Annotated in this window: 29 protein-coding genes; 13 read left to right on the top strand and 16 right to left on the bottom strand. The window is 58.8% G+C overall.

Annotation, left to right across the window (positions count from 1 at the left end):
* Positions 1-10: 10 nt before the first annotated feature.
* The 5 genes from nikB to ACTIE1_RS04235 all read right to left on the bottom strand — a co-directional run bounded on the left by nikB (position 11) and on the right by ACTIE1_RS04235 (position 5,527).
* Positions 11-955 (bottom strand): nickel ABC transporter permease, encoded by a 945-nt coding sequence (gene nikB / locus ACTIE1_RS04255; RefSeq protein ID WP_439561847.1) that lies wholly within the window; start codon positions 953-955, stop codon positions 11-13.
* On the bottom strand, positions 949-1,977 hold the full coding sequence (locus tag ACTIE1_RS04250) for an ABC transporter ATP-binding protein (RefSeq protein WP_439563274.1): 1,029 nt from the start codon (positions 1,975-1,977) through the stop codon (positions 949-951). The genes nikB and ACTIE1_RS04250 overlap by 7 nt, the downstream gene beginning before the upstream one ends.
* The gene (locus tag ACTIE1_RS04245; protein WP_439561845.1) at positions 1,967-2,980 is read right to left on the bottom strand and encodes an ABC transporter ATP-binding protein; all 1,014 of its coding nucleotides are present in this window, start codon (positions 2,978-2,980) and stop codon (positions 1,967-1,969) included. Before ACTIE1_RS04245 ends, ACTIE1_RS04250 begins: the two co-directional genes overlap by 11 nt.
* A gap of 97 nt (positions 2,981-3,077) precedes the next feature.
* Positions 3,078-3,971, bottom strand: coding sequence for a LysR family transcriptional regulator (locus ACTIE1_RS04240; protein WP_439561844.1), 894 nt, complete (start codon positions 3,969-3,971; stop codon positions 3,078-3,080).
* A 206-nt stretch (positions 3,972-4,177) separates the two neighbouring features.
* On the bottom strand, positions 4,178-5,527 hold the full coding sequence (locus ACTIE1_RS04235; protein WP_439561843.1) for a FliI/YscN family ATPase: 1,350 nt from the start codon (positions 5,525-5,527) through the stop codon (positions 4,178-4,180).
* A gap of 67 nt (positions 5,528-5,594) precedes the next feature.
* Between ACTIE1_RS04235 and ACTIE1_RS04230 the strand changes: the two genes are divergently transcribed.
* The 8 genes from ACTIE1_RS04230 (at position 5,595) to flhB (ending at position 12,082) form a co-directional block, all read left to right on the top strand.
* Positions 5,595-5,990 carry a flagellar basal body protein gene (locus ACTIE1_RS04230; protein WP_439561842.1) on the top strand — a complete coding sequence of 132 codons (396 nt, stop codon included), beginning with the start codon at positions 5,595-5,597 and terminating at the stop codon, positions 5,988-5,990.
* A 12-nt stretch (positions 5,991-6,002) separates the two neighbouring features.
* Positions 6,003-6,413: a flagellar basal body rod protein FlgC gene (flgC, locus tag ACTIE1_RS04225; protein WP_439561841.1), complete on the top strand. Its 411-nt coding sequence runs from the start codon at positions 6,003-6,005 to the stop codon at positions 6,411-6,413.
* Positions 6,414-6,422: 9 nt separating this feature from the next.
* Positions 6,423-6,749: a flagellar hook-basal body complex protein FliE gene (locus ACTIE1_RS04220; RefSeq protein WP_439561840.1), complete on the top strand. Its 327-nt coding sequence runs from the start codon at positions 6,423-6,425 to the stop codon at positions 6,747-6,749.
* 120 nt (positions 6,750-6,869) lie between these two features.
* Positions 6,870-7,139, top strand: a complete 270-nt coding sequence (locus ACTIE1_RS04215; protein ID WP_439561839.1) for a flagellar biosynthetic protein FliQ — start codon at positions 6,870-6,872, stop codon at positions 7,137-7,139.
* A 209-nt stretch (positions 7,140-7,348) separates the two neighbouring features.
* Entirely contained in the window at positions 7,349-8,083 is a 735-nt protein-coding gene (locus ACTIE1_RS04210) for a lytic transglycosylase domain-containing protein (RefSeq protein WP_439561838.1), read from the top strand.
* A gap of 11 nt (positions 8,084-8,094) precedes the next feature.
* Positions 8,095-10,194: a flagellar biosynthesis protein FlhA gene (gene flhA, locus ACTIE1_RS04205; RefSeq protein ID WP_439561837.1), complete on the top strand. Its 2,100-nt coding sequence runs from the start codon at positions 8,095-8,097 to the stop codon at positions 10,192-10,194.
* Positions 10,142-10,951 carry a flagellar biosynthetic protein FliR gene (locus ACTIE1_RS04200; protein WP_439561836.1) on the top strand — a complete coding sequence of 270 codons (810 nt, stop codon included), beginning with the start codon at positions 10,142-10,144 and terminating at the stop codon, positions 10,949-10,951. Before flhA ends, ACTIE1_RS04200 begins: the two co-directional genes overlap by 53 nt.
* Positions 10,952-10,960: 9 nt before the next feature.
* Complete coding sequence (flhB, locus tag ACTIE1_RS04195) at positions 10,961-12,082, top strand: flagellar biosynthesis protein FlhB (protein ID WP_439561835.1); 1,122 nt, start codon at positions 10,961-10,963, stop codon at positions 12,080-12,082.
* Positions 12,083-12,116: 34 nt separating this feature from the next.
* Here the strand turns inward: flhB and ACTIE1_RS04190 are convergent, their stop codons facing one another.
* The 4 genes from ACTIE1_RS04190 to ACTIE1_RS04175 form a co-directional block, all read right to left on the bottom strand.
* Positions 12,117-12,662, bottom strand: coding sequence for a MotE family protein (locus tag ACTIE1_RS04190; RefSeq protein ID WP_439561834.1), 546 nt, complete (start codon positions 12,660-12,662; stop codon positions 12,117-12,119).
* 101 nt (positions 12,663-12,763) lie between these two features.
* A complete protein-coding gene (locus ACTIE1_RS04185) occupies positions 12,764-13,174 on the bottom strand; it encodes a flagellar motor switch protein (protein WP_439561833.1) in 411 nt (136 codons plus the stop codon).
* Positions 13,158-14,144, bottom strand: coding sequence for a flagellar motor switch protein FliM (locus ACTIE1_RS04180; RefSeq protein WP_439561832.1), 987 nt, complete (start codon positions 14,142-14,144; stop codon positions 13,158-13,160). The genes ACTIE1_RS04185 and ACTIE1_RS04180 overlap by 17 nt, the downstream gene beginning before the upstream one ends.
* On the bottom strand, positions 14,141-14,713 hold the full coding sequence (locus tag ACTIE1_RS04175; RefSeq protein WP_439561831.1) for a flagellar basal body-associated FliL family protein: 573 nt from the start codon (positions 14,711-14,713) through the stop codon (positions 14,141-14,143). Before ACTIE1_RS04175 ends, ACTIE1_RS04180 begins: the two co-directional genes overlap by 4 nt.
* A 110-nt stretch (positions 14,714-14,823) precedes the next feature.
* Here ACTIE1_RS04175 and fliF point away from each other — a divergent pair, with 110 nt between their 5' ends.
* Genes fliF through ACTIE1_RS04150 form a run of 5 tightly spaced genes read left to right on the top strand, consistent with a single transcriptional unit; the run spans position 14,824 to position 19,539 of the window.
* Positions 14,824-16,527, top strand: a complete 1,704-nt coding sequence (gene fliF / locus ACTIE1_RS04170) for a flagellar basal-body MS-ring/collar protein FliF (RefSeq protein ID WP_439561830.1) — start codon at positions 14,824-14,826, stop codon at positions 16,525-16,527.
* A 4-nt stretch (positions 16,528-16,531) separates the two neighbouring features.
* A complete protein-coding gene (locus tag ACTIE1_RS04165) occupies positions 16,532-17,188 on the top strand; it encodes a FliH/SctL family protein (RefSeq protein WP_439561829.1) in 657 nt (218 codons plus the stop codon).
* Positions 17,189-17,190: 2 nt separating this feature from the next.
* Entirely contained in the window at positions 17,191-17,604 is a 414-nt protein-coding gene (locus ACTIE1_RS04160; RefSeq protein ID WP_439561828.1) for a FliM/FliN family flagellar motor switch protein, read from the top strand.
* 6 nt (positions 17,605-17,610) lie between these two features.
* Entirely contained in the window at positions 17,611-18,441 is an 831-nt protein-coding gene (fliP, locus tag ACTIE1_RS04155; protein WP_439561827.1) for a flagellar type III secretion system pore protein FliP, read from the top strand.
* Positions 18,442-18,486: 45 nt separating this feature from the next.
* Complete coding sequence (locus tag ACTIE1_RS04150; RefSeq protein ID WP_439561826.1) at positions 18,487-19,539, top strand: flagellar motor switch protein FliG; 1,053 nt, start codon at positions 18,487-18,489, stop codon at positions 19,537-19,539.
* Positions 19,540-19,552: 13 nt separating this feature from the next.
* Here the strand turns inward: ACTIE1_RS04150 and ACTIE1_RS04145 are convergent, their stop codons facing one another.
* The 7 genes from ACTIE1_RS04145 to ACTIE1_RS04115 all read right to left on the bottom strand — a co-directional run bounded on the left by ACTIE1_RS04145 (position 19,553) and on the right by ACTIE1_RS04115 (position 24,190).
* Entirely contained in the window at positions 19,553-20,383 is an 831-nt protein-coding gene (locus tag ACTIE1_RS04145) for a DUF1217 domain-containing protein (protein WP_439563273.1), read from the bottom strand.
* Positions 20,380-20,853, bottom strand: a complete 474-nt coding sequence (locus tag ACTIE1_RS04140) for a flagellar biosynthesis repressor FlbT (protein ID WP_439561824.1) — start codon at positions 20,851-20,853, stop codon at positions 20,380-20,382. Before ACTIE1_RS04140 ends, ACTIE1_RS04145 begins: the two co-directional genes overlap by 4 nt.
* A gap of 4 nt (positions 20,854-20,857) precedes the next feature.
* Positions 20,858-21,313 carry a flagellar biosynthesis regulator FlaF gene (locus ACTIE1_RS04135; RefSeq protein ID WP_439563272.1) on the bottom strand — a complete coding sequence of 152 codons (456 nt, stop codon included), beginning with the start codon at positions 21,311-21,313 and terminating at the stop codon, positions 20,858-20,860.
* 138 nt (positions 21,314-21,451) lie between these two features.
* Positions 21,452-22,285: a flagellin N-terminal helical domain-containing protein gene (locus ACTIE1_RS04130; protein ID WP_439561822.1), complete on the bottom strand. Its 834-nt coding sequence runs from the start codon at positions 22,283-22,285 to the stop codon at positions 21,452-21,454.
* Positions 22,286-22,410: 125 nt separating this feature from the next.
* Entirely contained in the window at positions 22,411-22,809 is a 399-nt protein-coding gene (locus ACTIE1_RS04125; RefSeq protein WP_439561821.1) for a hypothetical protein, read from the bottom strand.
* The gene (locus tag ACTIE1_RS04120) at positions 22,806-23,105 is read right to left on the bottom strand and encodes a rod-binding protein (RefSeq protein ID WP_439561820.1); all 300 of its coding nucleotides are present in this window, start codon (positions 23,103-23,105) and stop codon (positions 22,806-22,808) included. Before ACTIE1_RS04120 ends, ACTIE1_RS04125 begins: the two co-directional genes overlap by 4 nt.
* Positions 23,105-24,190, bottom strand: a complete 1,086-nt coding sequence (locus tag ACTIE1_RS04115) for a flagellar basal body P-ring protein FlgI (RefSeq protein ID WP_439561887.1) — start codon at positions 24,188-24,190, stop codon at positions 23,105-23,107. Before ACTIE1_RS04115 ends, ACTIE1_RS04120 begins: the two co-directional genes overlap by 1 nt.
* Between the last annotated feature and the right edge of the window lie 68 nt (positions 24,191-24,258).

Here is a 24,258-nt window from a genome sequence, read left to right as displayed (position 1 = left end):
TCTTTTCTTGTCAGCTGAGCTTCACGCGCGGGTCGAGGTAGCGGTAGCTTACGTCGACAAGCAGGTTGATCAGCACGTAGACAACCGCCGCTATCAGAACCACGCCCTGAATCAGCGCGTAGTCCCGCTCATAGACCGCATCGACGGCAAGGCGTCCGATGCCGGGCCATGCGAAGATCACTTCTGTCAGCACAGCACCTTCGAGCAGGCCACCGAACTGAATGCCGATGATGGTGACGGTCGGGATCATTGCATTCTTCAGGACATGCACGCCGACGATCATCCGTTCGCCCAGACCCTTGGCGCGGGCGGTGCGCACATAATCCTGACTAAGCTGTTCGATGACCTCGGCGCGGATCAGGCGCGTCAGGTTCGCGGCCATTGCGGTGCCCAACGTGATTGCAGGCAGGATCAGGTGCCGCATTGCCGCGCCAAAATCGTCAGCGGGGCTGACGTAGCCCATGGACGGCAACCAGCCAAGATATTGCGAGAAGAACAGCACCAGAAGGATACCGAACCAGAAATTCGGGATCGAGATACCGGCAAGGGCGATGCCCATTGCGCCGAAATCCGGCAGACGGTTCTGATAGAGTGCGGCAATGATGCCCGCAGGAAGGCTGATGACCAGCGCGACGATGGCACTGGCGAAGGCCAGAAGCAATGTGTTGGGAAACCGCGCCATGATCATGTTCAGGATCGGTTCGCGCGAATAAATCGACACACCGAAATCCCCGCGCAGCAGATTGGTAAGCCAGGTCCAGTATTGCACGGGCAGGGGCTGATCCAGACCATAGCGTGCCATTAACGCAGCTTCCACCACCGGGTCGCGCCCGTCGCCCATAAGCACATCAATCGGACTGCCGGGCACCATATGGACCAGCGAGAAGACCAGAATTGACAGGATCAGCAGCACCGGAATCAGCTGCAACAGGCGACGGATGACAAATTTCAGCATGAAGCGGCCTCTGGGGCAGTTGGGGTGGTCCAGACCGGCCCGCGCCGCAGGACAGGCACGCGCAGGCAGGCGACTTCGCGTCCGGAAGCGATCGGGGCAAGTGGCGGCGCGGTCGCGGCGCAGCCCGCGTTGGCATGCGGGCAGCGCGTGCGGAAACGGCAGCCGCTGGGCGGGTCAAGCGGGCTTGGCACATCGCCCGGCAGAAGTTCGACACGCGCGCCATTCGCGCGGCCGGGCACCGGAATTGGCACAGCGGCAATCAGCGCGCGGGTATAGGGGTGGACGGGGTCATTGAATATCTGTTCGGTCGGGCCGGTTTCAACGATGCGCCCCAGATACATGACCGCAACACGGTCGCAAAACGCACGCACCACCGACAGGTTGTGCGAGATGAACAAAAAGCTCAGTCCGAAATCCTGTCGCAGCCCCGCCAGAAGATTAAGGATCTGTGCCTGAACCGAGACATCAAGGGCTGAAACTGCCTCGTCGGCGACCAGAAGTTCGGGGCCGGGGCCAAGCGCGCGGGCGATGCAGATGCGCTGGCGCTGACCGCCAGAGAACTCGTTCGGGAAGCGGCCATAATCGTCGCCCGACAGCCCCACCTTTTCCAGCAAGTCACGGACGCGCTTGCGGCGCCCCCGCCCGACAATGCCATCGCCAATGCTGGAGCCGATACTGCGGCGCGGGTTCAGCGCGCTGAACGGGTCTTGCATAACAACCTGCATGCGCCCGCGCATCCGGCGCAGGGTGGCCGTGTCTGCCGTGCCCAGATCGACCCCGTCGAAGACCACGCGCCCCGATGCAGGCGGCGTCAAATGCAGGATCGAGCGCGCGAGCGTCGACTTGCCGCAACCGGATTCACCAACGATGCCCAGCGTTTCGCCGCGGCGCAGATCGAGGCTGACGCGATCAACCGCATCCAGCCATTGTGACGGACGCCCCAAAACATCGTGCGCGACTGCGAAGCGCTGACTCAGTCCCTCGACTTTCAAAAGCATGGCGTTGTCGGTTTCAGCGTGCATGAAGCCAGCACCTTACAGAATGGCGGCCGCGCAACACTTCGGGGGGCATTGTTGTGCAATGCTCCATCGCATCGGCGCAACGCGGTCGGAAGGGGCAGCCGGGGGGCGCGTTTCCGGGCCGTGGCGGGGTGCCGGCCAGTGCCGCCAGCGGCCCGCCTGCTGGCGGCAGATCAACCCTTGGCACAGATGCCAGAAGCCCGCGCGTGTAGGGGTGCAGCGGCGTTTCAAACAGGTCGCGTGCAGTGGCCTGTTCGATCAGTTGGCCCGCATACATGACACCGATCCGGTCTGCGGTTTCGGCGACCACGCCAATGTCATGCGTGATCAGAAGGATTGCGGTCCCCAGTTCCGCGCGCAGTTGATCCAGCAGCGACAGGATCTGCGCCTGCACTGTCACATCCAGCGCGGTCGTCGGCTCGTCCGCGACCAGAACGCGGGGGTTGCACGACAGGGCCATGGCAATCATCACGCGTTGACGCATGCCACCGGACAATTCGTGCGGGTGCTGGTCCAGCCGCCGCGCAGGATCGGAAATGCCGACCTTTGCCAGCATCTCGGCTGCGCGCTGCCGCGCTGCCGACTTGTCCAGCGGCTGATGCAGGCGAATGGTTTCGACCAACTGGTACCCCAGCGTCAGCACAGGGTTGAGAGAGGTCATCGGCTCCTGAAAAATCATCGCGATTTCGCGCCCGCGCAGGCGGCGCAACTCGGTCCGGCCCATTGCCGCGATGTCGCGTCCGGCCAGACGGACGCCCCCCCCGACGACAGGCGCCAACGCCAGCAGCGCCAGCGCAACAGTTGATTTGCCGCTGCCGGATTCGCCGACGATGGCATAGGTTTCACCTGGCATAAGATCGAACGAAACGCCGTTCACGGCGGGCACCGTGCCATCATCGGTCTTATAATGGACCGCAAGGTCGCGCACGTTCAGCACCGCACCCGACATCGGTTCGGACGGGTCCGGAGTGTCATTCATGCTGGTCATGACGAAAGCTTCAGGCATCTTGGCGGTCCTTGTTTCCGCCAAGCTGTCATGGTTGCGCCAAAGCGCACAAGACTATTACCGCCATGCATGGAACCATGCCCGAAGCGGTGCAACTTCAATCGAGGGGAACGCTTTCAACCACGTCCTGAAGGCACTCGGACAGGCGCGCGGCCTCGGCGCTGAGTGTCAGGTTCGCAGGTCGCATCAGGGCCATCTGGTGAACCAGCTCGGGTCGGAAAGGCACGATTACTGTGCCGCTTGGGGCCGCGTCGCGGGCCATCAACTCGTTGACGATTGCAATGCCAAGGTTTCGTGCAGCAAGGTTGACCGCCAGTGTGACGTTCGGTGTCTCGGCGGCGATGCGCTGCGCCTTGCGGGCATTGCGAAACGCGTGATCGATGGCAAAGCGCGCCGGGTCCGAGCGCGCAAGCAGAACCAACCGCTCGCGTGTCAGTTCCTGCGGCGACAACGTCTGATGACGGGCGAGCGGATGATCCTCGTGCAGCACGCACACAGTAGAGAAGGGCCGTATCGGCGTAATGTCCAGCCCGGGGTGCTCAATGGGCAGAAACAGAAGCCCCAGTTCCAACTGGTGGCTGGTCAGCATATCAACAACGATCTTGCTGGGGCGCGGCTCGACAATAACGCGGGTGTCGGGCATGTCCTGCAAAAAGCGTTCCAGCGCACTTGGCACGAGGCGGTTGACCAGGCTTGGTGCGCAGCCCAGCTTGACCTCGCCCATGCGCCCCTCTCGCAGTGCATGGGTGATCTTGCGCAGGTTCTCTATGTTTTCAAGGGTGCCGAAGATGTCCTTGCTTAGCGCCAGCGCCGGACGGGTTGCCACAAGTCGCCCGTTGATCCGGTGGAACAATTCGAAACCCACATCCCGCTCCAGACGACTGAGCATCCGGCTGACGGCAGGCTGGCTGACGCCAAGGCTGCGTGCCGCCTGGGACACGGTGCCGGTTTCCAGAATGGCGCGAAAGGCTTCCAGTTCTCGAATTTGCATCCGGTGTCCCGTTGTCCCCTTCTCATATCAATACGGCCATGCGCGAAGCATCAATGATACCGGCCCTCAGACAGTTTGGCGAGACCAATAACACCCGCCGCGCGGGCGGATATCCGTAAGTATGGTTCCTCAGGTTTGTGATTTTCACCAACTTCAATCATCAATGCCCATGCGTCTTGGTGGTGACAAGGATCAACGTCGCGGTTTCAACCCGTCAGCGGAACCTCTACGCCCGCTTCGCCCAACAGCTTGTAAAGTTCAGCAAAGGATTGATCCGCTGGCATCTGTTCATGCTTTCTTTGGCACAGAAAGTTTTCTGCGGGGTCGGCAAACCGGATTGCAGCATCAATATCGGGGTCGCCCCCCGCTTTATAGGCGCCCATGCGGATCAACTCTTCCATGTCAGAGTATTTGGCAAGCAAACGGCGCGCAGCGGCAAGAACCGCGTATTCAGCGCTTGCATGGCAGTCAGGCAGCATTCTGGACACACTTTTTAGCAGGTGGATCGCCGGAAAGCGGCCACGTTCTGCGATCTGGCGGTCAAGAACTACATGCCCGTCCAGAATTCCGCGAACTGTATCCGCGATGGGGTCGTTCATGTCATCGCCATCGACAAGCACAGTATAGATACCGGTTATATCGCCAGCTTGTTCGGTGCCCGGTCCGGTGCGTTCCAGAAGTCGCGGCAGTTCGGCAAACACGGTCGGCGGATACCCCTTGGCGGTGGGTGGTTCACCTGCTGCCAGCCCGATTTCACGCTGCGCCATGGCGAAACGTGTGACGCTGTCGATCAGCAGCAGCACCTGAAGGCCAGCATCGCGGAAATGCTCGGCAACTGCGGTCGCGGTCCACGCAGCCTGACGGCGCATCAAGGGCGGCTCATTCCCGGTTGAAACGACCAAGACACAACGTGTCATTGCCTCGGGACCAAGGTCACTTTCGATGAAATCCCGCACTTCGCGACCACGCTCGCCTACCAGACCGACGACAATAACATCAGCATCTGCCCCCTGCGCCAGCATCGCCATCAGTGACGATTTTCCGACCCCTGATCCGGCGAAAACCCCCATACGCTGGCCACGGCACAGGGGGGTGAAAATATCTAGCGCCTTTATACCTGTATCAATGCGCGCGCCGACGCGGCGGCGGTCAAACGGTGGCGGCGGCGCACGTTTTATCGGGCGCGCGACTGTGCCTTCATGCAGCGGGCCGCGCCCGTCTATGGGGTTGGCGAGCGCGTCCATCACACGACCAATCCACCCTTTGTCAGGGCGCACGATATCGCCGCGCGGGCTGCTTTCGACAAGATCACCCACCACGACGCCGTCCCATGTTCCGAAAGGCAACACATGGACGCCCCGCGCATCGACTGCGACAACTTCACCAAGAACAGGGCCGCGCGCACCCTGAACAATACAGCGCGCGCCGATTCCCAGCGCACGCTCTACACCTTGGGCCGTTAGGGTCAGGCCCAGCACGCCGCTGACCCTGCCCGCAATGCGCGCGCCCTCGATATGTCTTGCTGCCCCTGACAGACCAGAAAATATAGTGTTCATGTATAAATCCACTAGTCAGGAAGTTTTGTTCATGTTATTTCATGTTTATCCTTAAAAGGAAACCGAAATGAAACTAAACTCCATGTCTTTCTTCCAGCTCGCATCGCAGCGGATGCAGTGGGTTTCAGCAGGGCAGCAGGTGGTGGCCGAGAATATCGCCAATGCCGACACCCCCGGTTTCAAGGCGCGCGATATCAGCCCCTTTGCGGAGCTTGTTGACGGTGCGCGGCATGGCGGGGTCAAAGCCACGCATAGCGCACATATCACGGGCGGAGGGCATGCCGGGGGCGTGCGCGTTTCAACCGACGATGCAGCTTGGGAAACAAGCATAAGCGGCAATTCGGTCGTGCTGGAACAGCAGACGCTTAGATCCAGTGAGCTTAGTGGCACTCATCAGCTTGCAACGCTTCTTTATGGCAAGGGGCATCAGCTGCTGACCCTTGCTGTTGTTGGTCAACGGTAAGGAGGGCGCTGGATGGATCCCTTAAGCTCTATCGGGAAGGTCGCGGCCAGCGGTATGCGTGCGCAGGGCGAGCGGTTGAAGGTTGTTGCCGAAAACGTCGCCAACGCAGGCTCGACCGGAACGCGGCCCGGTGCGGACCCCTATCAACGCAAGACGCTGGCCTTTGAGGAAATGGTGGACCGCAACAGCGGTGCTTCAATGGTCCGTATAAGTGAGTTGGGCCGTGATCTTGCGCCATTCGGACGCGAATATGACCCATCGCATCCGGCAGCCGATGCGATGGGTTATGTAAAGACAGCCAACGTCAACCCGCTGCTTGAGATGAGCAACATGCGCGAAGCATCGCGCAGCTATGAAGCCAATCTGAACATGTTCGAGGCAGGTCGCCAGATGCGTGGGCAGATCCTGGACCTGCTTCGATAAGGACCGCAGATGATCGAGAATTCTTCAATGTCCTTTGTTGCGAACGGTGTGCGCGATGCCTATCGCAACGCGCAAGGCTTAAGCGGGGCCGCGCTTCCTGCGGCGCCCAGACCAGAAGCCGGAAGTTTCAGCGAGCTGGTGCGCAACGCCTCTCAGGATGCGATCGCAACGATTCGCGAAGGGGATATGGCGGCGCAGCAGGGCCTGCGCGGCGAGATCGGACGGCAAGAAGTGGTCGAGGCAACGCTGGCGCTTGAATCAACCGTAAAAACCGTGGTCGCACTGCGCGACAAGTTTGTGGAAGCGTATCAGGAAGTGCTGCGCATGCCGATTTGACGCGTGCGACATGATTGGCGCGCTGGGCCAGAACGCGCATGAGTTGGTTTGCCCGATCTGCTGGAAGGGTCTTGGCGGGCTGGTTGCGCAGCGCAACAGGAACAAGAGGAATCGCGCGGGATGGATGCCACAGATACCTACGCGATCCTGTCCGAGATGTTTATCACTGTGCTGCTGGGCTCTGGGCCTATTCTGGCGTTGGCCTTGGGTGTGGGTCTTGTCATCGCGTTCTTTCAGGCTTTGACGCAGATTCAGGAAATGACGCTGACCTTTGTGCCCAAGATTGTAATGATATTTCTGGGGCTTCTGGCCGCAAGCCCGTTTATCTATGCGACGCTGCGACGGCTTTCGGACAGGGTTTTCGATTTGATCTCAAGCGGGGCGATGTGATGCGCAGGGCCGTCACTTTCGCAACTGCGCTGACGCTTTGCTGTGGTGGCAGCACATCTGTGGCAACTGCGGATTGGTCAGACTTCTACTATAGCGCTCCCCCTGAAACCTCACGCAGAGCCGCCGCGCTGCCGGATCGAACAGGAATGCACCCTGCGCAGCCAACGCGCCGCCCCCTTGCCAATAGCGCGAGGCCAGAGCCCGCAGGCATGTCCCGACCCGCTGTCCTGCCATCTGTTACCCCCAACGACCCCTTCGGGAAATGCATCGCGGAAATTCTTCGCGCCCAGCAGCGTTACGGCATTCCCAACAATCTGCTGCTTGGGATCGGCCTGCAAGAGGCAGGCACATCGCGCGGCGGGCGGCTGACCGTCTGGCCCTGGGCGGTGAATGCCGCAGGTGAGGGGCGTTTGTTTGACACCCGTGAGGCCGCGATGACCTGGGTGCGTGAACGGCAGCAAAGCGGTGTACAGTCGATTGATGTCGGTTGCATGCAGATAAACCTGCGCTGGCATCCCAATGCGTTTGCAAACCTGGAACAGGGCTTTGATCCGGCCATCAATGTGGATTATGCCGCACGTTTTCTGCGCGGCCTATATGCCGAAACGGGTGACTGGATGCGCGCGGCGGGGGCCTATCATTCGCGCACCCCGGATCTTGCGGCGATCTATCTTGCGTCGCTTCGGCGCAATGTCGCGGTTGCCAATGACCGTATTGACGTGTTTCACACTGCCGCTGGCGCGGTTGCGTCAACGCAGTCGCGACCGCCGGTGGCGCCGCAAGCACATGCACAACATTCATCCTATGATCCGCCCGCCCCCCAAGCGACGCCTTGGGACCACGGCTATTGGTCCACGCAACCGGGCGATGCGGGCGGTGCCTACGGAATCTATAGCCGCGAACGGCTGGAACCGGTCCTGCCCCAGTTCCAGCAACATTTCTGACGGAGCGCAGAATGGCATTCTCTCCTTCCCGACAGGAACGAAACGATCGTATGGTCGCCTTTGGCTTTGCCAATCGCGATATTGCTTTCGCGATTGGCGTGACACTGGTTCTTGGAATGCTGTTTGTGCCATTGCCGCCAGTGATACTGGATTTCGGGCTGGCCGTGTCGCTATCGCTTTCGGTGCTGATTTTGATGGTCGCGTTGTGGATACCGCGACCACTGGAATTCAACAGCTTTCCAACGCTTCTTTTGGTGGTGACGATGTTGCGTCTGTCGCTCAACGTGGCCTCTACGCGCCTGATCCTTAGCGAAGGGCACACTGGGCCGGGGGCTGCGGGTGGTGTGATCGAGGGGTTCTCGCGTTTTATTGTGTCCGGCAATTTCGTCATCGGGCTGGTGGTTTTCACAATCCTTGTCGTGATCAATTTTGTTGTCATCACCAAAGGCTCTACGCGGATTGCAGAAGTGTCTGCGCGGTTTTCGCTGGATGCCATGCCGGGCAAGCAGATGGCGGTTGACGCAGACCTTGGCGCAGGGCTGATCGACGAGGCAGAGGCGCGCAGGCGCCGCAAGGAACTGGAAGATGAAAGCGGCTTCTTCGGCGCGATGGACGGTGCATCCAAATTTGTGCGCGGTGATGCGGTTGCGGGCATCATCATCACGCTGATCAACGTAATTGGCGGTATTCTGATCGGGGTCATTCAACATGGTATGGGGGTGGGTGCCGCAGCAAATGCCTATACCGTGCTGACCATTGGCGACGGGTTGGTGACGCAGATCCCCGCACTGATCGTGTCGCTGGCGGCGGGCCTGATCGTGACCAAGGGCGGCACCGTCGGGGCCGCGAACGAGGCGGTGCTGCAACAGTTGGGCCGCTTTCCCAAAGCCCTCTATATGGCGGCTGGCCTGTTGCTGGGTATCGGATTTCTGCCCGGATTTCCGTTTGGCGTGTTCCTTGCGATGGCTGTGATGCTGGCGGGTATGGGGCTGTTCATGCAACGGCAGGGTATTGCCGCCGCTGGCGCGGAGATACGCGCGACAAAGGACGCTGAAGCCGCTGCCGCAGAAACCAGCCGTGATGACATCACCGAGACTTTGCGTCTGGATGACCTGCGGTTGGAACTGGGAACTGCACTTGTGCCCCTGATCAGTAGCCCTGAAGCCGCGCTGCCCGGCAAGATTAAAAGCCTGCGCCAGCTTTTTGCCCGCGACTTCGGCTTTGTGTTGCCTGCGGTGCGGATCAAGGATGAACCTTCGCTGCCGTCAAACGGCTATGCCATTCTGGTTCAGGGCGTGCAGGCTGCGCGCGGCGAAGTGCGCCCCCGCCAGATGATGGTCCTGAACCCCGGCGATGCACCGATGGACCTGCCGGGCGCACGCACGACTGACCCGACTTTCGGCCTAGAGGCGATCTGGGTCGATGCCGAGTGCGCATCCGAGGCAGAAACCCTTGGCTGCACGGTTGTCGATCCCGAAAGCGTGGTGACCACCCACCTGACCGAAGTGATCAAGCAGCACATGCCCGAACTGCTAAGCTATGGTGCAACGCAGACGCTGATTGACGGGCTTGCGCGGGAATATCAGAAACTGGTTGGCGAAATCTCGACCAGCGCGCCTGCGATCCTTGTTCAGCATGTCTTGCAGGCGCTACTGACGGAACGGGTCTCGATCCGAAATCTTCCGCTGATTGTCGAGGCAATCGCTGAGGCAAGCCGCAACAGCGCCAATGTTGTCACGATCACCGAACATGTGCGGCGGCGGCTATCGAACCAGATATGTCAGGCTATGGCTGATCAGGCGGGCTTTGTGTCCGTTATCACCATGTCCCCCGCATGGGAGAGTGAATTCAACGCAGCTGTGCGCGTGAATGGGGATGAGCGGAACTTTCTGATGTCGCCCCAGCGTGTCCAGGAATTTGTTCTGGAGGCGCGCAAGGAGCTTCAGCGGTTCGCGCAGGCTGACGAATGGCCCGCGTTGATGGTCAGCCCCGAAGTGCGCAGCTTTGTCCGGTCTATGATAGAGCGTGTCAGCCCGATGACGCCGGTCATTTCTCATAATGAAATCCACCGAAAGGCGTCCCTTCGCACTGTCGCCACGATTGGCGGCTAGGGTGGAACTGGACACCTTTCTGACCTCGCAGTTTCTGGCGGTCGCGCTGGTTTTCGCGCGGATGGGAAGTGCGCTTGCATTCATTCCGGGTTTTGGTGAGCGGATGATTGCCCTGCGGTTTCGACTGCTTCTGGCGCTTGCCCTTTCGGCCGCGCTTGCGCCCGCAACCCCGGTCGATGCGCAGCTTCTGGACAGTCCGCAGATGCTGTTACCAATCCTTGCAATAGAGATCACGCTGGGTGTCTGGATTGGCACGGTGGCCCGCATTGTCATGTCAGCCTTGCAGTTTTCGGGTTACCAGATTGGTCTGGTATCCGGGCTTTCCAATGCGTTTGCGCCCGAAACCGGGGCGTTTCAAGGCTCTACCATGATCGCGGATGCCCTGATGATGGCGGGCGTAGCGCTTATTTTTGCTACCGATCTGCACCACCTGATGATCGACGCCTTGATGATGAGTTACAGCGTATTTCCACCTGGTCAGATAATGCCCGGTGATCTGGCAGGGCAGGCAATCAAAGCGGTTGCGGCGAGTTTTTACATAGGCTTCGCCCTGACTGTGCCATTTCACGTCATGGGACTTGTTCTGAACCTTGGCATGGGGCTGGCAAACAGGATGATGCCGGCCCTACCGGTTTTTTTCGTCGCAACGCCTGTCCTGATCGGCGCGGGGCTGTTTGTGCTGGTGGTCGCAGCACCCACAATGCTTGACGGTTTCATGCAGCGCTTTGCCGATTGGCTAAGCAGTTTCACCTTTTAGGCGGGTGTGATGAGCGAGGAAGAGCAAAGCAGCAAAACCGAAGAACCAACCGAGCGCAAGCTTCGCAAGGCGCGTGACAAGGGCGATGTGCCCGCATCGCGGGAAACCGGAAACCTGATGTCAGTGTTCGCGCTTCTGGTCATCACCGTGTTTCTGTTGCCGCAGGTTCTGCCCAATCTGGCGGGGGTATTGCGGGGCCTGTTGGAATTGGCGGGCCAGATCGAGATAGGAGAGGGCGCCGCCGGACTCGCCGATATTGGTGCGGTCTCTGGCCAGCTTTCGCGCGGCATAGCGGTCGCGGTGGGACCGGTGGTTGCGGTTATGGTTCTGGCGGCCCTTTTCGGCGTGTTGATACAGGGCGAAACGGTGGTCGCCCTTGAGAGGATCAAACCCAAAACATCCAAGATATCGCCCATTGCCGGAATAAAGCGCCTGTTTTCAGCGGACACACTGGTTGAGTTTTTAAAAAACGTCGCCAAGGTTCTTGTGGTGGGCACGCTTGCCGTTTTCATCGCGCATGGTGCTGTCACCGCGATCTGGCAATCGCCCAACGCAATTCCCGAGAGCTTTCTGACCTATGTGCGGCAGGCTGTGCTGCGCCTGTTGATCGCAGCAACGCTATTTCTGGTCGTCATTGCGGTGATCGACATCCTGTGGAAACGCGCGCAATGGATCAAGAAACAGCGCATGAGCATGCGTGAGTTGCGCGACGAGCATAAGGACAGTGAAGGTGACCCGCATATCAAGGCCAAACGCAGTGAAATTCGGCGCAAGCGCGCCCGCCAGCGCATTGCGACAGCCGTGCCGACCGCTACGCTTGTGCTGACCAACCCGACCCATTATGCGGTCGCATTGAAATACGTGCCAGGTGTGGATCAGGCCCCGGTCTGTGTGGCGAAGGGGACCGGGTTGATGGCCGCACAAATTCGGCGCATAGCCCGTGAAAATGATGTGGCCATCGTCGAAAACCGCCCACTTGCGCGGACACTTCATGCGTTGGTCGAGATCGACAGCGCTATCCCGATAGAGCATTGGCAGGCAGTCGCAGAGATCATCGGCTATATCATGGACTTGCGCCGCAATATCCGGCGTAAACCGCCGGTCGGGTCGCAGTTGCGGGACGTGGACTGAGGCGACAGTTCTGATTCTCAGTGGATGCCGGGGATCAGTCCAGACGAATCTCGTTCAAGCGGCGGTCGCCTGGAAACTTCGCGCGCTCCAGCAGGATCAGGGACAAGGCGCGCGCACGGACAGGGTTTATTGCGGCAAGAATGGGTGCGGCGTTACGTTCCGGCATCGTTCCCAAGACCGTGACCATCACTTCAAGATCCAGATCATTCATGATGGCGGCAGCATCGCGCGGCTTCATGTTGGAATATAGCGCCACAAGCCGCTCCACATCGGCAACATGCTCCAGACTTGCGCGCTCTAACAAGGCCTCAACTTCAAGTTTCAGGTCGGCAAGGCGCGCTGTCTCTGTCGCAAGCATTGCATGCGCAAGATCAATTTCCGCTGACCGCTCTGCCAGCGCAACGCGCTGTGCGTCCAGCAATTCCCGCTCTGCCTTGATGGCCGCAAACAAGTCTTCTGGCATGTCACCTTCGAGCATTGCCAGCTCCGGGTGCCGGGCGTCAGCGCCATCAGGTTCATTCTCTGTCTCGGCAGAGGCTGTTGCAACGAAGAATGACGCTGCATTCTCTGTCCGTGGCATGGGCGCGCCTGACTGAACGTGTTCGAATGTTGCCAAGGACAACTTGCCCAAACCGGCAATTACAAGCCCCCCTAAGACGACACGCAGTGGACGCGTTGGTATCATGCGTTCCGGCTCCGGACTGTTTCGAAGAAGCCGCGCACCAGATCTGCCTTGCCATTGACGCGCGCCATGCCGGGCGGCATTTCAGGTGCAGTTCGGTCTGGCAGGTCTTTTTTATCCGAACCAGCCGCGCCATTGGCTGCCGACAGGGCCGCTGCAACGGCCGATGCTCCGGGGCGGGTCAGACGCGGTTCTTTCTCGCGACGGGCGGTCGAGAAAACAGGCGTGTCGATCTGCATCGATTTCACCGAATTTTCACTTCGATCAACAGCAGCGGAAAACTGGCCAACCACCGGCTCCAGTCCGCGCAGCGCCGACATAAGCGCGCGCACCCGGCGATCAACAAGGAATGCGTATCCTAAAGTGCCTGCAAGCAGCAGCAGAATAACCAGATCAATTATCAGGGCCATATGCGCCTTCCTTCTGTTTCCTATCAAGTTGTGCGGTGACGCGTAGCGCGACAGCGCCATTTTTGCGACGACCGATGGCTGCGCGGAACATGTCTTTGCCACTGACGGCCACTGTGATGTCCTGCGCGGCATCAATCCCCAGATCCAGCACCTGACCACGCTGCCAGTCCAGCACATCGGCAAGTGGCAACATGTGTTCATGTAGGATCGCTGTCAGGGTAACAGGGGTGTCATTCAACGATTGCGACAGCAACGCGCCCCAGCCGGGATCCTCGTCCAGCTGGCCTGATGCGCAGGGTTTTGACAGTGTTGTGCGCAGTCCATCCAGTGTCCGATGGGGGACAATCAGGCAAAGCTTCCCGCTGCACCCATCCAGATTGACGCCAAACATAACTCTTACGCATCCGGAAGCGGTTGGTGCCAGCATAATATCATGCGGACCGCTTTCAATCGGCCCCGTTTCGAATGTGACGGCATCAACTGGCGCAAACGCAGTTGCTAATTCGTGCATGACCAAACCAATCAGGGTGCCGCCAAGGCGCTTTTCAATCGAGGTGAACGCCCGCGGTTGCCATGTGGTCAAGGTGGATCCGGGCTTTGTTTCAGCGCCCACTTTCCCGTCATCTGGTGCGCCAAGCATGACCTCTAGCGCGGCAAACAGAAGTGCCGGTTCTAATGTTACCGCAAGCACGCCAGACCATGGCTTTGCAGTAACCACCGCAACAAGTCCGGGGGCAGGCGCTTGATCAAGCGCTTCGCCGCAAGCAAGATATTCTACCGCATGCAAGGACACTTCCACCTTTGTGTGCAACGCTGCACGCAGTGCCGGTCCAAGCGCTTGCGCCATGCGCGCCATAATCACTTCAAATACAGGAAGCCGTTCATACCTATGCAACGCTGCGTGGATAATCTCTTCCTGCACCTTCGCCGTCTTGCCGTGCGATGCCGTTTCCGGATGCGCCCGCGTCATTGCACCACCAGCCCAAGGATGACCAGTTCATGCGGGGCATTGCTGCCTGCGATTGCGCGTGCACGTCGCAACAGTTCCGACTTGAGGGTGACAAGGCCAAGTGTGCCCTCGATGTCACGGTCTGTGAGTTGGCGCAAATAATCCTGAAACGCGTCCCGCATGTAGATATGCCGCGACTCCACCAGCCCCTGCTCATCCTGAGCCTGGTCATAAACCAGCGCCAGATCAACCTTCATGAACCGGCTGGTCAGACGGCCAGTTTCAGAGGTCGCAGTGATATTCACAATCATTTCCTCAAAGGGCATGACCAAAAGATTGGCACCCGCCGGAAGCGGGTTGGCTTCATCTGTTGATGCCGATGCGGTAACATTTTCGATGCCAGCATCGTTCAAGAATGTCGGCAAAAGCGAGTGCTTGAAGGCAATCAATAGCCCGCCACCAAGCGCAATTGCCGAAAGCACCGCCACGCCAAGAATTGCAACGCTCCTGCGCTGCAGCCAGATCTTGGGCGCGCCCCCTCCAACTTCAGGGGCCGCAGAATTACCGGGGGAGGTTTTCGTTTTGATCATGTGCTAACCCGCAAGTCCGATAAAGACAGTTTTTAATTCTTGCTGAATATGAAATAAACACGAATAAATGGCAACAATTAAAAAACTATACTTGCTATACATGTGGCGTGGTGTGTAATGTTCCAGTAAATCAGCAATACCGGATTTCGACATTGCAGCCGATCATCAACAATCTTCTGTCACTGGGGCGGAACCGGCTTCTTGCGCTTGGGGCGACGGGGGTTGGCCTTGTTCTTGCGCTATTCTTCGGCCTTGCTGCTGTCATGAAGCCAACGTTTGCGCCACTTTACAGCGACTTGTCGCTTGCTGGCGCAAGTCGTGTTGTGGCCGCGTTGGAGCAAGATGGCTTCAATGTTCAGTTGGGCGGGGGCGGGGCGGTGGTGCTGGTTCCCCAAGAAGACGTAGCGCGTGCCCGGATGGCACTGGCCCAGCAGGGCCTTCCTGACGAGGGCGCGCCGGGATGGGAGATTTTCGATAATTCCAGCGGGCTGGGCATGAACAGTTTCATGCAGCAGGTCAGCCGTCTGCGCGCGCTGGAGGGCGAGCTTGCGCGATCCATCCAGACAATCGACGGAATCGATGCCGCCCGCGTCCATCTTGTGCTGCCGGAACGCGAAGCCTTCTCGCGCAACAGGCCGGAACCCAGTGCCTCGGTTATTGTTCGGGGGCGTGCAACACAAAATATCGGCCGTAGCCAGGCGCTTGCGATCAGGGCACTTGTCGCTTCTGCCGTGCCGGACCTTTCTGCCAATCGCGTTACAGTGCTCACGGCAAGCGGCCAGACAATCCTGTCAGAGGATGGAACCGGCGAGGTTTCCATCGGGGCGTCAGGCACGGCCATGCAGGAACAGTTGGCCCGTAACATCACTGAAATCCTGTCCGCACGGGTCGGCGCAGGAAATGCGCGCGTTCAGGTCAATGTCGAGCTGAGCAATGAACGGCAGGTCATTCGGAGCCAGAGCTTCGATCCGGAGCAGCAGGTTGTCAGGTCAACCGAGACCCGCGAAGAAACCCGCGACGACCGGAATTCCACAGGTGACGATATTGGTGTGGCGAACAACCTTCCTGCCGAACTCGCAGACGCAGGGCTTGGCCCACAATCAAGAAACAGCAGCGCACGCACTGACGAGATCATCAACTACGAGATCGGCTCAACCCAGAGCGAGACTGTACGCGAACCGGGCGAGGTGACGCGCCTGTCGGTCGCTGTTCTGGTCAATGGCATTTATGAAGTCGCCGACAATGGTAGCGTCACATATTCCGAACGCCCGCCAGAAGAATTGGAAAGGCTTGCGCAGCTTGTACGCGCGGCGATAGGCTTTGATGCAGCGCGCGGCGATACGGTTTCAGTCGACAGTCTACGCTTTATTGACTACTCGCTTGATGTTGGTGCGCCATTGGGCATGTCGATCATGCAAGTGGTTGCCGCTAACCTGATGACAATCCTGCGCAGCATTTTTGCGTTCGCCGTTGTCGCGGTTTTCCTGATCTTTGGCCTGACACCGATTATGCGGCGCATCTGGCCCGAAGATGGCGTGCCAGTCTTGGGCGCAGTGGGCACTCAAGGGGCCTTGGCGCAAGCAGGATCAGCCGCCGGAGCGCCCGCACTTTCCGGACCGACAGACGCAGTTTCACGGCAGGATGTTTCGGTTTTTTATCCTGAACAGGCCGACCAGAACAGCGAATATATGACCTTGGCCTCGGTATCGGATGGGGTTCGTTCTGGACGGATCAAGGCGCTGGGGCAACTGGTCGAGCAGGAACCGTCCGAGTCGCTTCGTGCAATCCAAAGCTGGTTGGCAGAAGAGGTTTGAAGAAATGAGCATGATATTTGACCGCGATTTCGACCTTGAATTGGAGCATGAAGCGCGTCAGGCGCGCCGCGACGCGCGCGCCTGTCACACACCAGCGGAACTGCTTGATGCCGTCGAGGCCGCGCGCGCCGCAGCCTTTTCTGATGGCCGGCGCGCAGGCCATGCCGAGGGGCTGGCGGATGCTGCAAACGCAGATCATGCGCGCCGCGTAGAAGCATTAGATGCGTTGGGGCCGCAGATCCGCAAATTGGCGCAGGCCAGTGACGACCATTGTCAGGTCCTTGAAGCACAGATACTGGATTTCACGCTGACCGTCTGCGAACAGGTATTCCCGGAGCTTCTGCGCCATCGCGCACATGATCGCGCCCTCGCGCAAGTGCGCCGGGCACTCAGTCTGGGGCTGGGCAGTGTTTCACTGCGCATTTGCGTGTCACCCGAAGCGCTGGAACTGCTTCACGACGATCTTAGCACCGCGATCGCTGAGAACGGGCTGCAAGGGCGCGTCGAACTACAAGCCAATGACGGGCTGGAAGATGGTGAAGCGCGCGTCGAATGGGATAGCGGCTTTCTGGAATACAGTTTCTCCTCAATCTGCGACCGGATTTTGCGCACGCTGCGCGAAGCCCGACCCGCAGCCCCCATCCCCCTTTCGGAGCGTTGAGCATGGCCGAACAAGACGACCCCGCAGCAAACCCGCAAGTACCTGATGCAACAGAGGGCCAAACACGTCCTGCGCCGCTGTCCGAGGCCTTCCCGAGCCTGAATGCGGCCGAGGGTGCCACTACACAAGCCGAAATGCACACGGCCCCCAAACAGCAGCAAGGCCGCAATATTGATGCGATGCTGAATGTCGATCTGCGGGTTCAGGTCATACTGGGGCATACGCGGATGCCGATTTCGCAACTGTTGAAATTGTCGCGCGGGTCGGTCATCGAACTGGACCGCAGGATCGGAGAAGCCGTTGATCTGGTCATCAATGACAGGCTGGTGGCGCGCGGCGATCTGGTCAAACTCGACGGTGACAAAATCGGCATCGCGCTGGCCGAGATTGTCAAAGACTATGTGCTGGACACATAGGCGCAAATGTATCGGTTCACTGCTTCCAAGCGTCTAACATCAACTGCCTTGGGGTTGTTGTTTGGCCTATCGGCGGGGCCATTGTTTGCACAAGATGCAGGTGGCTTGCTGGGGGCGCTGTCGGGTGCATTCACAGACGCACCGGTGGGATCTGATGAACGCGCAACGCTAAGCGGGCGTATCCTGCAATTCATCGCCTTGATGACAGTCCTTAGCGTGGCGCCCGGCCTGCTTATGATCATGACGTGTTTCACACGCTTTGTGATCGTATTCTCGATACTGCGATCCGCCCTTGGTCTGAACCAGACACCGCCAAATATTGTTTTGGCCAGCATGGCGTTATTCATGACATTCTTTGTTATGCAACCTGTATTCGAGGAAGCATGGGAAGGGGGGCTGCGCCCGCTTCTGAACAATTCCATCACCGAGGAACAGGCGCTGGAGCGTGTCGGGGAACCGTTCAAGCGTTTCATGTTTGCCAATACACGCCCCAAAGACCTTGCCTTGTTCCGCGATCTGGCTGCGCGTGCTGACGGTGGCACCAGTTCAGACATGACGCCGGAACCACAGTCCCCCGAGGAGGCGGGCTGGCGGGAACTGGTGCCCGCATTCATGATTTCCGAGTTGCGCCGCGCCTTTGCTATTGGATTTCTGATTTATCTGCCGTTCATCGCAATCGACTTGATCGTTGCATCAATCCTTATGAGTGCGGGCATGATGATGTTGCCCCCTGTCCTGATCTCATTGCCTTTCAAGATCATCTTTTTCGTCCTGATTGACGGCTGGTTCATGCTGGCTGGCAGTTTGATGGAAAGCTACCTGCCGCTTGGCGGGTAGGAACTGTGCGCCAATACCCCCCATGTCCCGAAAAGGAACATTGTGATGCCATACACCAAGATTGATCCCGGCAGCACCAAACAGGATGCACGCACCGGCCGCAAGCTGCATGGTCCGGAGAAAGCTGCGATCCTGTTTTTGTGTCTGGGCGAGGCACGCGGATCAGAGTTGATGAAACAACTCGATGATAACGACATTCAGAAAATCACGCGCGCGGTGTCTGGTCTTGGCGTCATCCCGGCCCCGTGGGTTGAGGAGGTCATCACCGAGTTTTCGGAGACGGTCGCCACCGGGGCCGGTGTTGTCGGATCTCTGGCCATCGCTGAAAACATGCTGCGCAGCTTCCTGCCGCCTGATCAGGTCAATTCGATCCTAAAGGATATTCGAGGCCCCTTGCAGGAGCGCGATCTATGGACGAAGCTGGGCACCATGCACGAGGCGGTGATCGGCGAGTATTTGAATCGCGAGCATGAGCAAACAGCAGCGGTAATTCTATCGAAACTACCAACCGAAATTGCAGCGCGATCACTGGCGCAGTTGCCGTTGGAGCGTATGCATACTGTTGTCGAGCGCATGATCCGCATGAAGGCCGTTCCCGCTGAGACAATGCGCCACATCGAAGAGTCGCTGCAACGCGATCTGATTGCGAATTCAACCCAGCAAGGGTCAACCGAAATGCAAAAGCGCATGGCCGATCTTTTCAACAAGCTGGATCGTGACACATTCGAGGCGCTGTCGCATAAGCTGGAACAGCGCATGCCGGAAGATTTTGGTACCATTCGTCAGAAGATGTTTACATTCGACGATCTGCTAAGGCTTGATCTGCAATCGCTTGCGCGCGTTATGCGGGCGCTGCAAGGCAATGTTCTGCCGATGGCCCTGCGCGGCGCTACGACAGAGATGCGCGACCACTTTCTTGCGGCCTTGCCCATCCGTTCGCGGGACATGCTGCTGGACGAAATGAACACGATGGGGCCGGTTCGGGGCCGGGAAGTGCGCGCGGCCCAGTCCGCGATCGTCGATTGTGCCCGTGCCCTTGTCGCACAGGAAGTCATCCGGATGCCCAGCGCAGAGGACGAAGAGGAATTTATCGACTAGGCGCTGGCGAACACTAGCGGTATGGATGTCGCGGCAGGGTCCCGATTGCGGCAATATCCAGGGTAATCGGCACAAAACGCCCCTCGCCCGCGGCGGAATTGATGACGCCGGACATGATCTGGACAGCGGCGTTCCGGCCTATGCGGGATGTGTCGCGCGCGTCAGTGATGATGGTATAAAGGCGTTCCAGCCGTGTTCGCTCTTTGGGGTCTTGCAGCTTTTCAAGGTCGAACTTCCTGTCAAAAAGCGCTGCCTGCCGGTCGATGTCAAGGCGCACCGACGCCTCTGGCAGGCCAAGTGCTGTGCGCATGAATTGCGCCATGACCGGATCTTTCAGAACATCGAACCATGTGTTGACGCGTGGCGCGTTTTGCCGGAATTCAAGCACGTTGGCGACGCCTTCGCTTTGGGTGGCTTGTCCGTCAATAAACTGCCGCTCGACATAACGTGCAACAATACTGTCTTGCCATGTTTTGTCAGAAACCGAGTCGTTGCCTTTTCCATCAGGGCCAAAGCCAAGACCCTTGTGCAATTCCAGAAAGCGCGGGTCCGTCAGGCGCCGGACCAAAGCGTCCGGTTTGGTCGGATCACTCTCCAGTACCTTGCGGATCATTGCTTTGCCAAAGATCTGGTTTTCCAGATCAAACGCCTTCATGACAAAGACGTATAGGTCGCGATCCTCCATCAGATCGCTGACATTCCTGACATCGGCAATGCGTTCTTTGAAGGCGTCAATGGCGCGGCTATGTTCAGCGCTGTCGCGTATGGCTGTTATTCGTGCTTCGCGGGTGGCATCGGCAATACGCAAGCCAAGATGGGTCGAAAGCCCCATCGCGCCAGTCATGACCGCGCGGCCAGTGGTTGTGGCGATGAACCTTGCACAGGCATATGCGCAGACAAAGCCGCGTGCTTTGGATTGGTTGCGTTCTGTCGGGACATAATCTCTTCTTCATGCCGCAAGACAGGACGCAGCGCACTTAGGGCTTTGTAGTAATCGCCGATGCTGACAAAATTCGCTGCCTCAAAGATCTGACCGCAACTGCTGCCACCAAATACCGTGGCCAGAACTGCAAGCTGTTTCTGGATCGGGGTTACCAGATCCTCGCGCAGGTCGGCACGCGTCAACGCGGTCTGGATCAGAAAATAGACACGGCGCACAGGTGTCACTATGCCATCGGAATCCAGCAGGTCATGGCCGCGGATCACATCAGCATGGGTTTCAATGGTCAGCACATGGCGGCGCGAGGAATTGCGCATGGCACAGCCGTTGACGATAATACGTTCATCGGGTTTCAGGGTCAGTTTCAGGGCCATTGCATTACCCCTCCTGCGGCACGGTTTGAAGCGGGCGGGCGGCATCTGTTTCGGCGGATGGCTGGTCTGGTCTGGACGCGGAGAGACCGGTGATGATGCTTCGGTTTATGTCGGCCAGTGCACGCACGCCAGCTTGCCCGCCCATGACTGCGCTGGTCTGCCGGTCTATCCACAGCGCGATGGACAAAAGGCCTGCGCGCAAGTCGGGTGACAAGCCATTTTCGGGCTGTGCAAGGTCATATTTCAGTTCGTTCCAGAATGTCTGGTTCTCGGCCAGCGCGGCGCGCAGCCCGTTGGACAGGATCTGGACGCGTTCGAAGCTGGTCGCAGTGTCATAGCCCACATGCGCCTCCAGCGTGCCGGTCAGGCGCGACAGGATGCGCCGCTCGATCTGGCGGGGCGATTCACTTTGACGGATGGTGGATTTATAGGCGGCAATGCTCATGCGTTCTGCTTTCATACGGTCCCGGTCTTCTGACCGGGAAGCGGTGAATATGGGAATGCCTGTCAAACGGGTGCATAGCGGGTGGGGGCGGGGGCCGAATGGGTCGGCCCCCGCATTTGCCTGTATGTCTGACCTCAGGTCAGCTCAGCGCCCTCAGCGAAACAGGCTCAGAATGTTCTGCGGCCCTTGGTTTGCGATGGAAAGCGCTTGTGTCGCCAGCTGCTGCTGGACTTGCAGCGCTTGCAGGCGGGCGGCTTCTTCTTCCATATCCGCGTCGATCATGCTGCCGATGCCGCTGTCCAGACGATTGGAGAGTTCGCCAAGGAATGTCTGTTGCGTCTCAATCGCTTTTTCTGACACACCAAAAGATGTCGCGGCATCTACCGCTGCTTTCAGTTGTTCTTCAGCGTCGCTAAGAAGATCTTCGAGGTCAGCACCACCAGCCGATACATCAATCGCGGCCAGTGCAGTTTGAATCGCTTCAAGATCTTGGGCTTCGATTGTGATCGTAGTCAGGTCGCCAAAAGCGCCGGTAGCGTCACGGGAAATCCCCGTTACAGCGGTTATGTTACCGTCGCCATCCTGCACCAGACTGGCACCATTGAAGGTAGACTGGCTTACGATTGCTTCGATATTCTCTGCCAGTGCATCGAGTTCAAGCTGCACTTTCTCCAGGTCAACACCGGAACCCTGCGCGAAGGCAACACGCTCGACAAATTCGCGCGCCAGATCGGCGACAGTTTCAGCACCCAAGCGCGCGGTCGATACGGCGTTTTTCGTCAGGGCAAGCCCTTCGTCGATGGACTTGATCATCCCGCTGTCGCCCTTCATCGTGGACGAGATCGAGAAATAGGCCGCGTTGTCCTTGCCTGATGCCACTTTCAGGCCCGTGCTGATGCGGTCCTGTGTGGTGCCAAGGTTGTTGTTGATGTTGCGCAATGTGGTCAGTGCATTCATTGCGGAGTTGTTCGTAAGGATCGAAGTCATGTCATTTCCCTTTCTAGGGTCTTGAGTATGATGTTCGTCTTTCTGACGAAAACTGGCATTTTGGCCTGCTTCGGCCTTGGCCGTATCAGGAGATTGGCCGCACGGGTTACGGCGCGGTTAACATTTCACACAGAACGGTCAAAACGTTGCACAGCAATAGGTTCTCCCGCGCGCTGGGTGCCTGTCGCGCTGTAGATGCCGCGCAATCCATGCCGGTCGCGGATGCGCGCAAGTTCGGCGACCAGACTGCCTGTTGCCTGCGTCATGCTAGCCAGCAATGTCTCGTTTGCCTCTATCTCTGCGCGCAGGGCCGTGATCTGCGTGACCAGCGAATCATCTGTCGGGTCGGCAGAAAGTTTGTCCGCGATAGCATCCGAGGCCGCATCAAGGGCCGCACCAAGCTTTGCCTTGCGGGACATTTCAGTGTCGATTTGCACCAGATCACCCTTTCGAATGGCCGCATTCTCGCGTTGCAAAAGCTGTGTCAGGGCCTTGATCGTGTCGCGTTCGGGGTCGTTTGTCATTTGCTGGCCTTTCCGGTGCTATAGGCTGCAATGCCTGCCTCAACACTGCGTGCGATTCCGATACTGCCATGCGCGGCGATTTCTTCGGCAAGGGCGCGCGCCATAAAGCTGCGCCACATCTCTTCGCCATGACCGCCGCCAAATTCGCCTGCTGATATGCCCCGCATCATCTCCTCGACTGCTTGCGACAGGAACACTGTCTCAAACTCATGCGCGGCGCGGGCTTCGTCAGTCGTCGGGGCCGCAGCGCGTGCGGCGTGCACAAAACCGGGCGAGGCGGGGTTCGCGACCTCCATCAGATGATCTCCAGATCTGCATAAAGCGCGCCAGCGGCCTTGATTGCCTGCAAGATCGAGATGGTCTGCGTGGCGCCCAGTCCGATGGCGTTCAGGCCATCGACCAGCCGTTGCAGGCTGACATCGCCCTCCAGAACCGTGAACTGCGTCTCTCGTTCCTGAACCTGCACATTCGTTTGTGGCACGACAACGGTTTCACCGATGGAAAATGGCGCGGGCTGGCTGACCTCGATATCTTCTCGGACAATTACGGTCAGCCCGCCCTGACTGACCGCGACCCGCGCAATCCGGACGTCTGCGCCAATGACAATCGTTCCCGACCGCGCGTCGATCACGACCTTTGCAATGCCGTCGGGCTGAATGCGCAACCCCTCGATCTCTGCCATCAGGCCAAAGATGTCGGACTTTCCATGCGGCCGGACCTCAATCGTGCCCGGATCAAGTGCAACCGCTGTGTTTGGTCCGATGGCACGGTTTATAACATCTTGAACGCGTGCTGCGGTGGTGAAATCTGGTGTGCGCAGCGCAATCCTTACACTGTGCAGCGAATTAAAGGACAAGCCGACCTCATTTTCTACGGTTGCGCCATTCTCGATTCTGGCAACTGTCGGCACCCCTTCGACTATGCTTGCATTCAGGCCCTGCGCGGCATAGCCCGCAACAGCAATCGGTCCTTGCGCAACTGCATAAACCGCCCCATCGGCACCTGCCAGAGGCGTGACGATCAGCGTGCCCCCCCGCAAGGAGTCTGCATCGCCCAAGGAGGAGACGACGACATCAATCGTGGACCCCCGGCGGGCAAAAGGCGGCAGATTTGCCGTGACAATCACGGCGGCGGTGTTGGCTGTGCGCATCGTTTCGGTTGACAGGTTGCCAACGCCAAGGCGTTCCAGCATTCCCTCTAGGGAGCGCTGCGTGAACGGGCTGTTGCGCAACCGGTCCCCCGTCCCGTCAAGGCCGACAACCAGACCATACCCGACAAGCTGATTTTCACGCACCCCCTCGAAAGAAGCGATGTCCTTTATGCGCACATCCGCGTGCGCCAACCCCGCGCCCAACCCAAACCAGACCAGCACGCCAAGCATTGGAGCCCCAAGGAAGGATGATAAACGCAAATTCGACAACATGGCAGTTCCTGCTTCTCAGCCACAGA

The organism is Roseinatronobacter sp. (assembly GCF_051859525.1).
Classification (GTDB): Bacteria; Pseudomonadota; Alphaproteobacteria; order Rhodobacterales; family Rhodobacteraceae; genus Roseinatronobacter.
The sequence above is the reverse complement of the archived record's forward strand: the minus strand, read 5'-3'. Positions and strand labels throughout refer to the sequence as shown.

Bases quoted from the DNA above. Each gene is read 5' to 3' on its own strand.
- nikB (WP_439561847.1), bottom strand. From the start codon at position 955: ATGCTGAAATTTGTCATCCGTCGCCTGTTGCAGCTGATTCCGGTGCTG.
- ACTIE1_RS04250 (WP_439563274.1), bottom strand. From the start codon at position 1,977: ATGCACGCTGAAACCGACAACGCCATGCTTTTGAAAGTCGAGGGACTG.
- ACTIE1_RS04245 (WP_439561845.1), bottom strand. From the start codon at position 2,980: ATGCCTGAAGCTTTCGTCATGACCAGCATGAATGACACTCCGGACCCG.
- ACTIE1_RS04240 (WP_439561844.1), bottom strand. From the start codon at position 3,971: ATGCAAATTCGAGAACTGGAAGCCTTTCGCGCCATTCTGGAAACCGGC.
- ACTIE1_RS04235 (WP_439561843.1), bottom strand. From the start codon at position 5,527: ATGAACACTATATTTTCTGGTCTGTCAGGGGCAGCAAGACATATCGAG.
- ACTIE1_RS04230 (WP_439561842.1), top strand. From the start codon at position 5,595: ATGAAACTAAACTCCATGTCTTTCTTCCAGCTCGCATCGCAGCGGATG.
- flgC (WP_439561841.1), top strand. From the start codon at position 6,003: ATGGATCCCTTAAGCTCTATCGGGAAGGTCGCGGCCAGCGGTATGCGT.
- ACTIE1_RS04220 (WP_439561840.1), top strand. From the start codon at position 6,423: ATGATCGAGAATTCTTCAATGTCCTTTGTTGCGAACGGTGTGCGCGAT.
- ACTIE1_RS04215 (WP_439561839.1), top strand. From the start codon at position 6,870: ATGGATGCCACAGATACCTACGCGATCCTGTCCGAGATGTTTATCACT.
- ACTIE1_RS04210 (WP_439561838.1), top strand. From the start codon at position 7,349: ATGTCCCGACCCGCTGTCCTGCCATCTGTTACCCCCAACGACCCCTTC.
- flhA (WP_439561837.1), top strand. From the start codon at position 8,095: ATGGCATTCTCTCCTTCCCGACAGGAACGAAACGATCGTATGGTCGCC.
- ACTIE1_RS04200 (WP_439561836.1), top strand. From the start codon at position 10,142: ATGAAATCCACCGAAAGGCGTCCCTTCGCACTGTCGCCACGATTGGCG.
- flhB (WP_439561835.1), top strand. From the start codon at position 10,961: ATGAGCGAGGAAGAGCAAAGCAGCAAAACCGAAGAACCAACCGAGCGC.
- ACTIE1_RS04190 (WP_439561834.1), bottom strand. From the start codon at position 12,662: ATGCCACGGACAGAGAATGCAGCGTCATTCTTCGTTGCAACAGCCTCT.
- ACTIE1_RS04185 (WP_439561833.1), bottom strand. From the start codon at position 13,174: ATGGCCCTGATAATTGATCTGGTTATTCTGCTGCTGCTTGCAGGCACT.
- ACTIE1_RS04180 (WP_439561832.1), bottom strand. From the start codon at position 14,144: ATGACGCGGGCGCATCCGGAAACGGCATCGCACGGCAAGACGGCGAAG.
- ACTIE1_RS04175 (WP_439561831.1), bottom strand. From the start codon at position 14,713: ATGATCAAAACGAAAACCTCCCCCGGTAATTCTGCGGCCCCTGAAGTT.
- ACTIE1_RS04165 (WP_439561829.1), top strand. From the start codon at position 16,532: ATGAGCATGATATTTGACCGCGATTTCGACCTTGAATTGGAGCATGAA.
- ACTIE1_RS04160 (WP_439561828.1), top strand. From the start codon at position 17,191: ATGGCCGAACAAGACGACCCCGCAGCAAACCCGCAAGTACCTGATGCA.
- fliP (WP_439561827.1), top strand. From the start codon at position 17,611: ATGTATCGGTTCACTGCTTCCAAGCGTCTAACATCAACTGCCTTGGGG.
- ACTIE1_RS04150 (WP_439561826.1), top strand. From the start codon at position 18,487: ATGCCATACACCAAGATTGATCCCGGCAGCACCAAACAGGATGCACGC.
- ACTIE1_RS04145 (WP_439563273.1), bottom strand. From the start codon at position 20,383: ATGACTGGCGCGATGGGGCTTTCGACCCATCTTGGCTTGCGTATTGCC.
- ACTIE1_RS04140 (WP_439561824.1), bottom strand. From the start codon at position 20,853: ATGGCCCTGAAACTGACCCTGAAACCCGATGAACGTATTATCGTCAAC.
- ACTIE1_RS04135 (WP_439563272.1), bottom strand. From the start codon at position 21,313: ATGAAAGCAGAACGCATGAGCATTGCCGCCTATAAATCCACCATCCGT.
- ACTIE1_RS04130 (WP_439561822.1), bottom strand. From the start codon at position 22,285: ATGACTTCGATCCTTACGAACAACTCCGCAATGAATGCACTGACCACA.
- ACTIE1_RS04125 (WP_439561821.1), bottom strand. From the start codon at position 22,809: ATGACAAACGACCCCGAACGCGACACGATCAAGGCCCTGACACAGCTT.
- ACTIE1_RS04120 (WP_439561820.1), bottom strand. From the start codon at position 23,105: ATGGAGGTCGCGAACCCCGCCTCGCCCGGTTTTGTGCACGCCGCACGC.
- ACTIE1_RS04115 (WP_439561887.1), bottom strand. From the start codon at position 24,190: ATGCTTGGCGTGCTGGTCTGGTTTGGGTTGGGCGCGGGGTTGGCGCAC.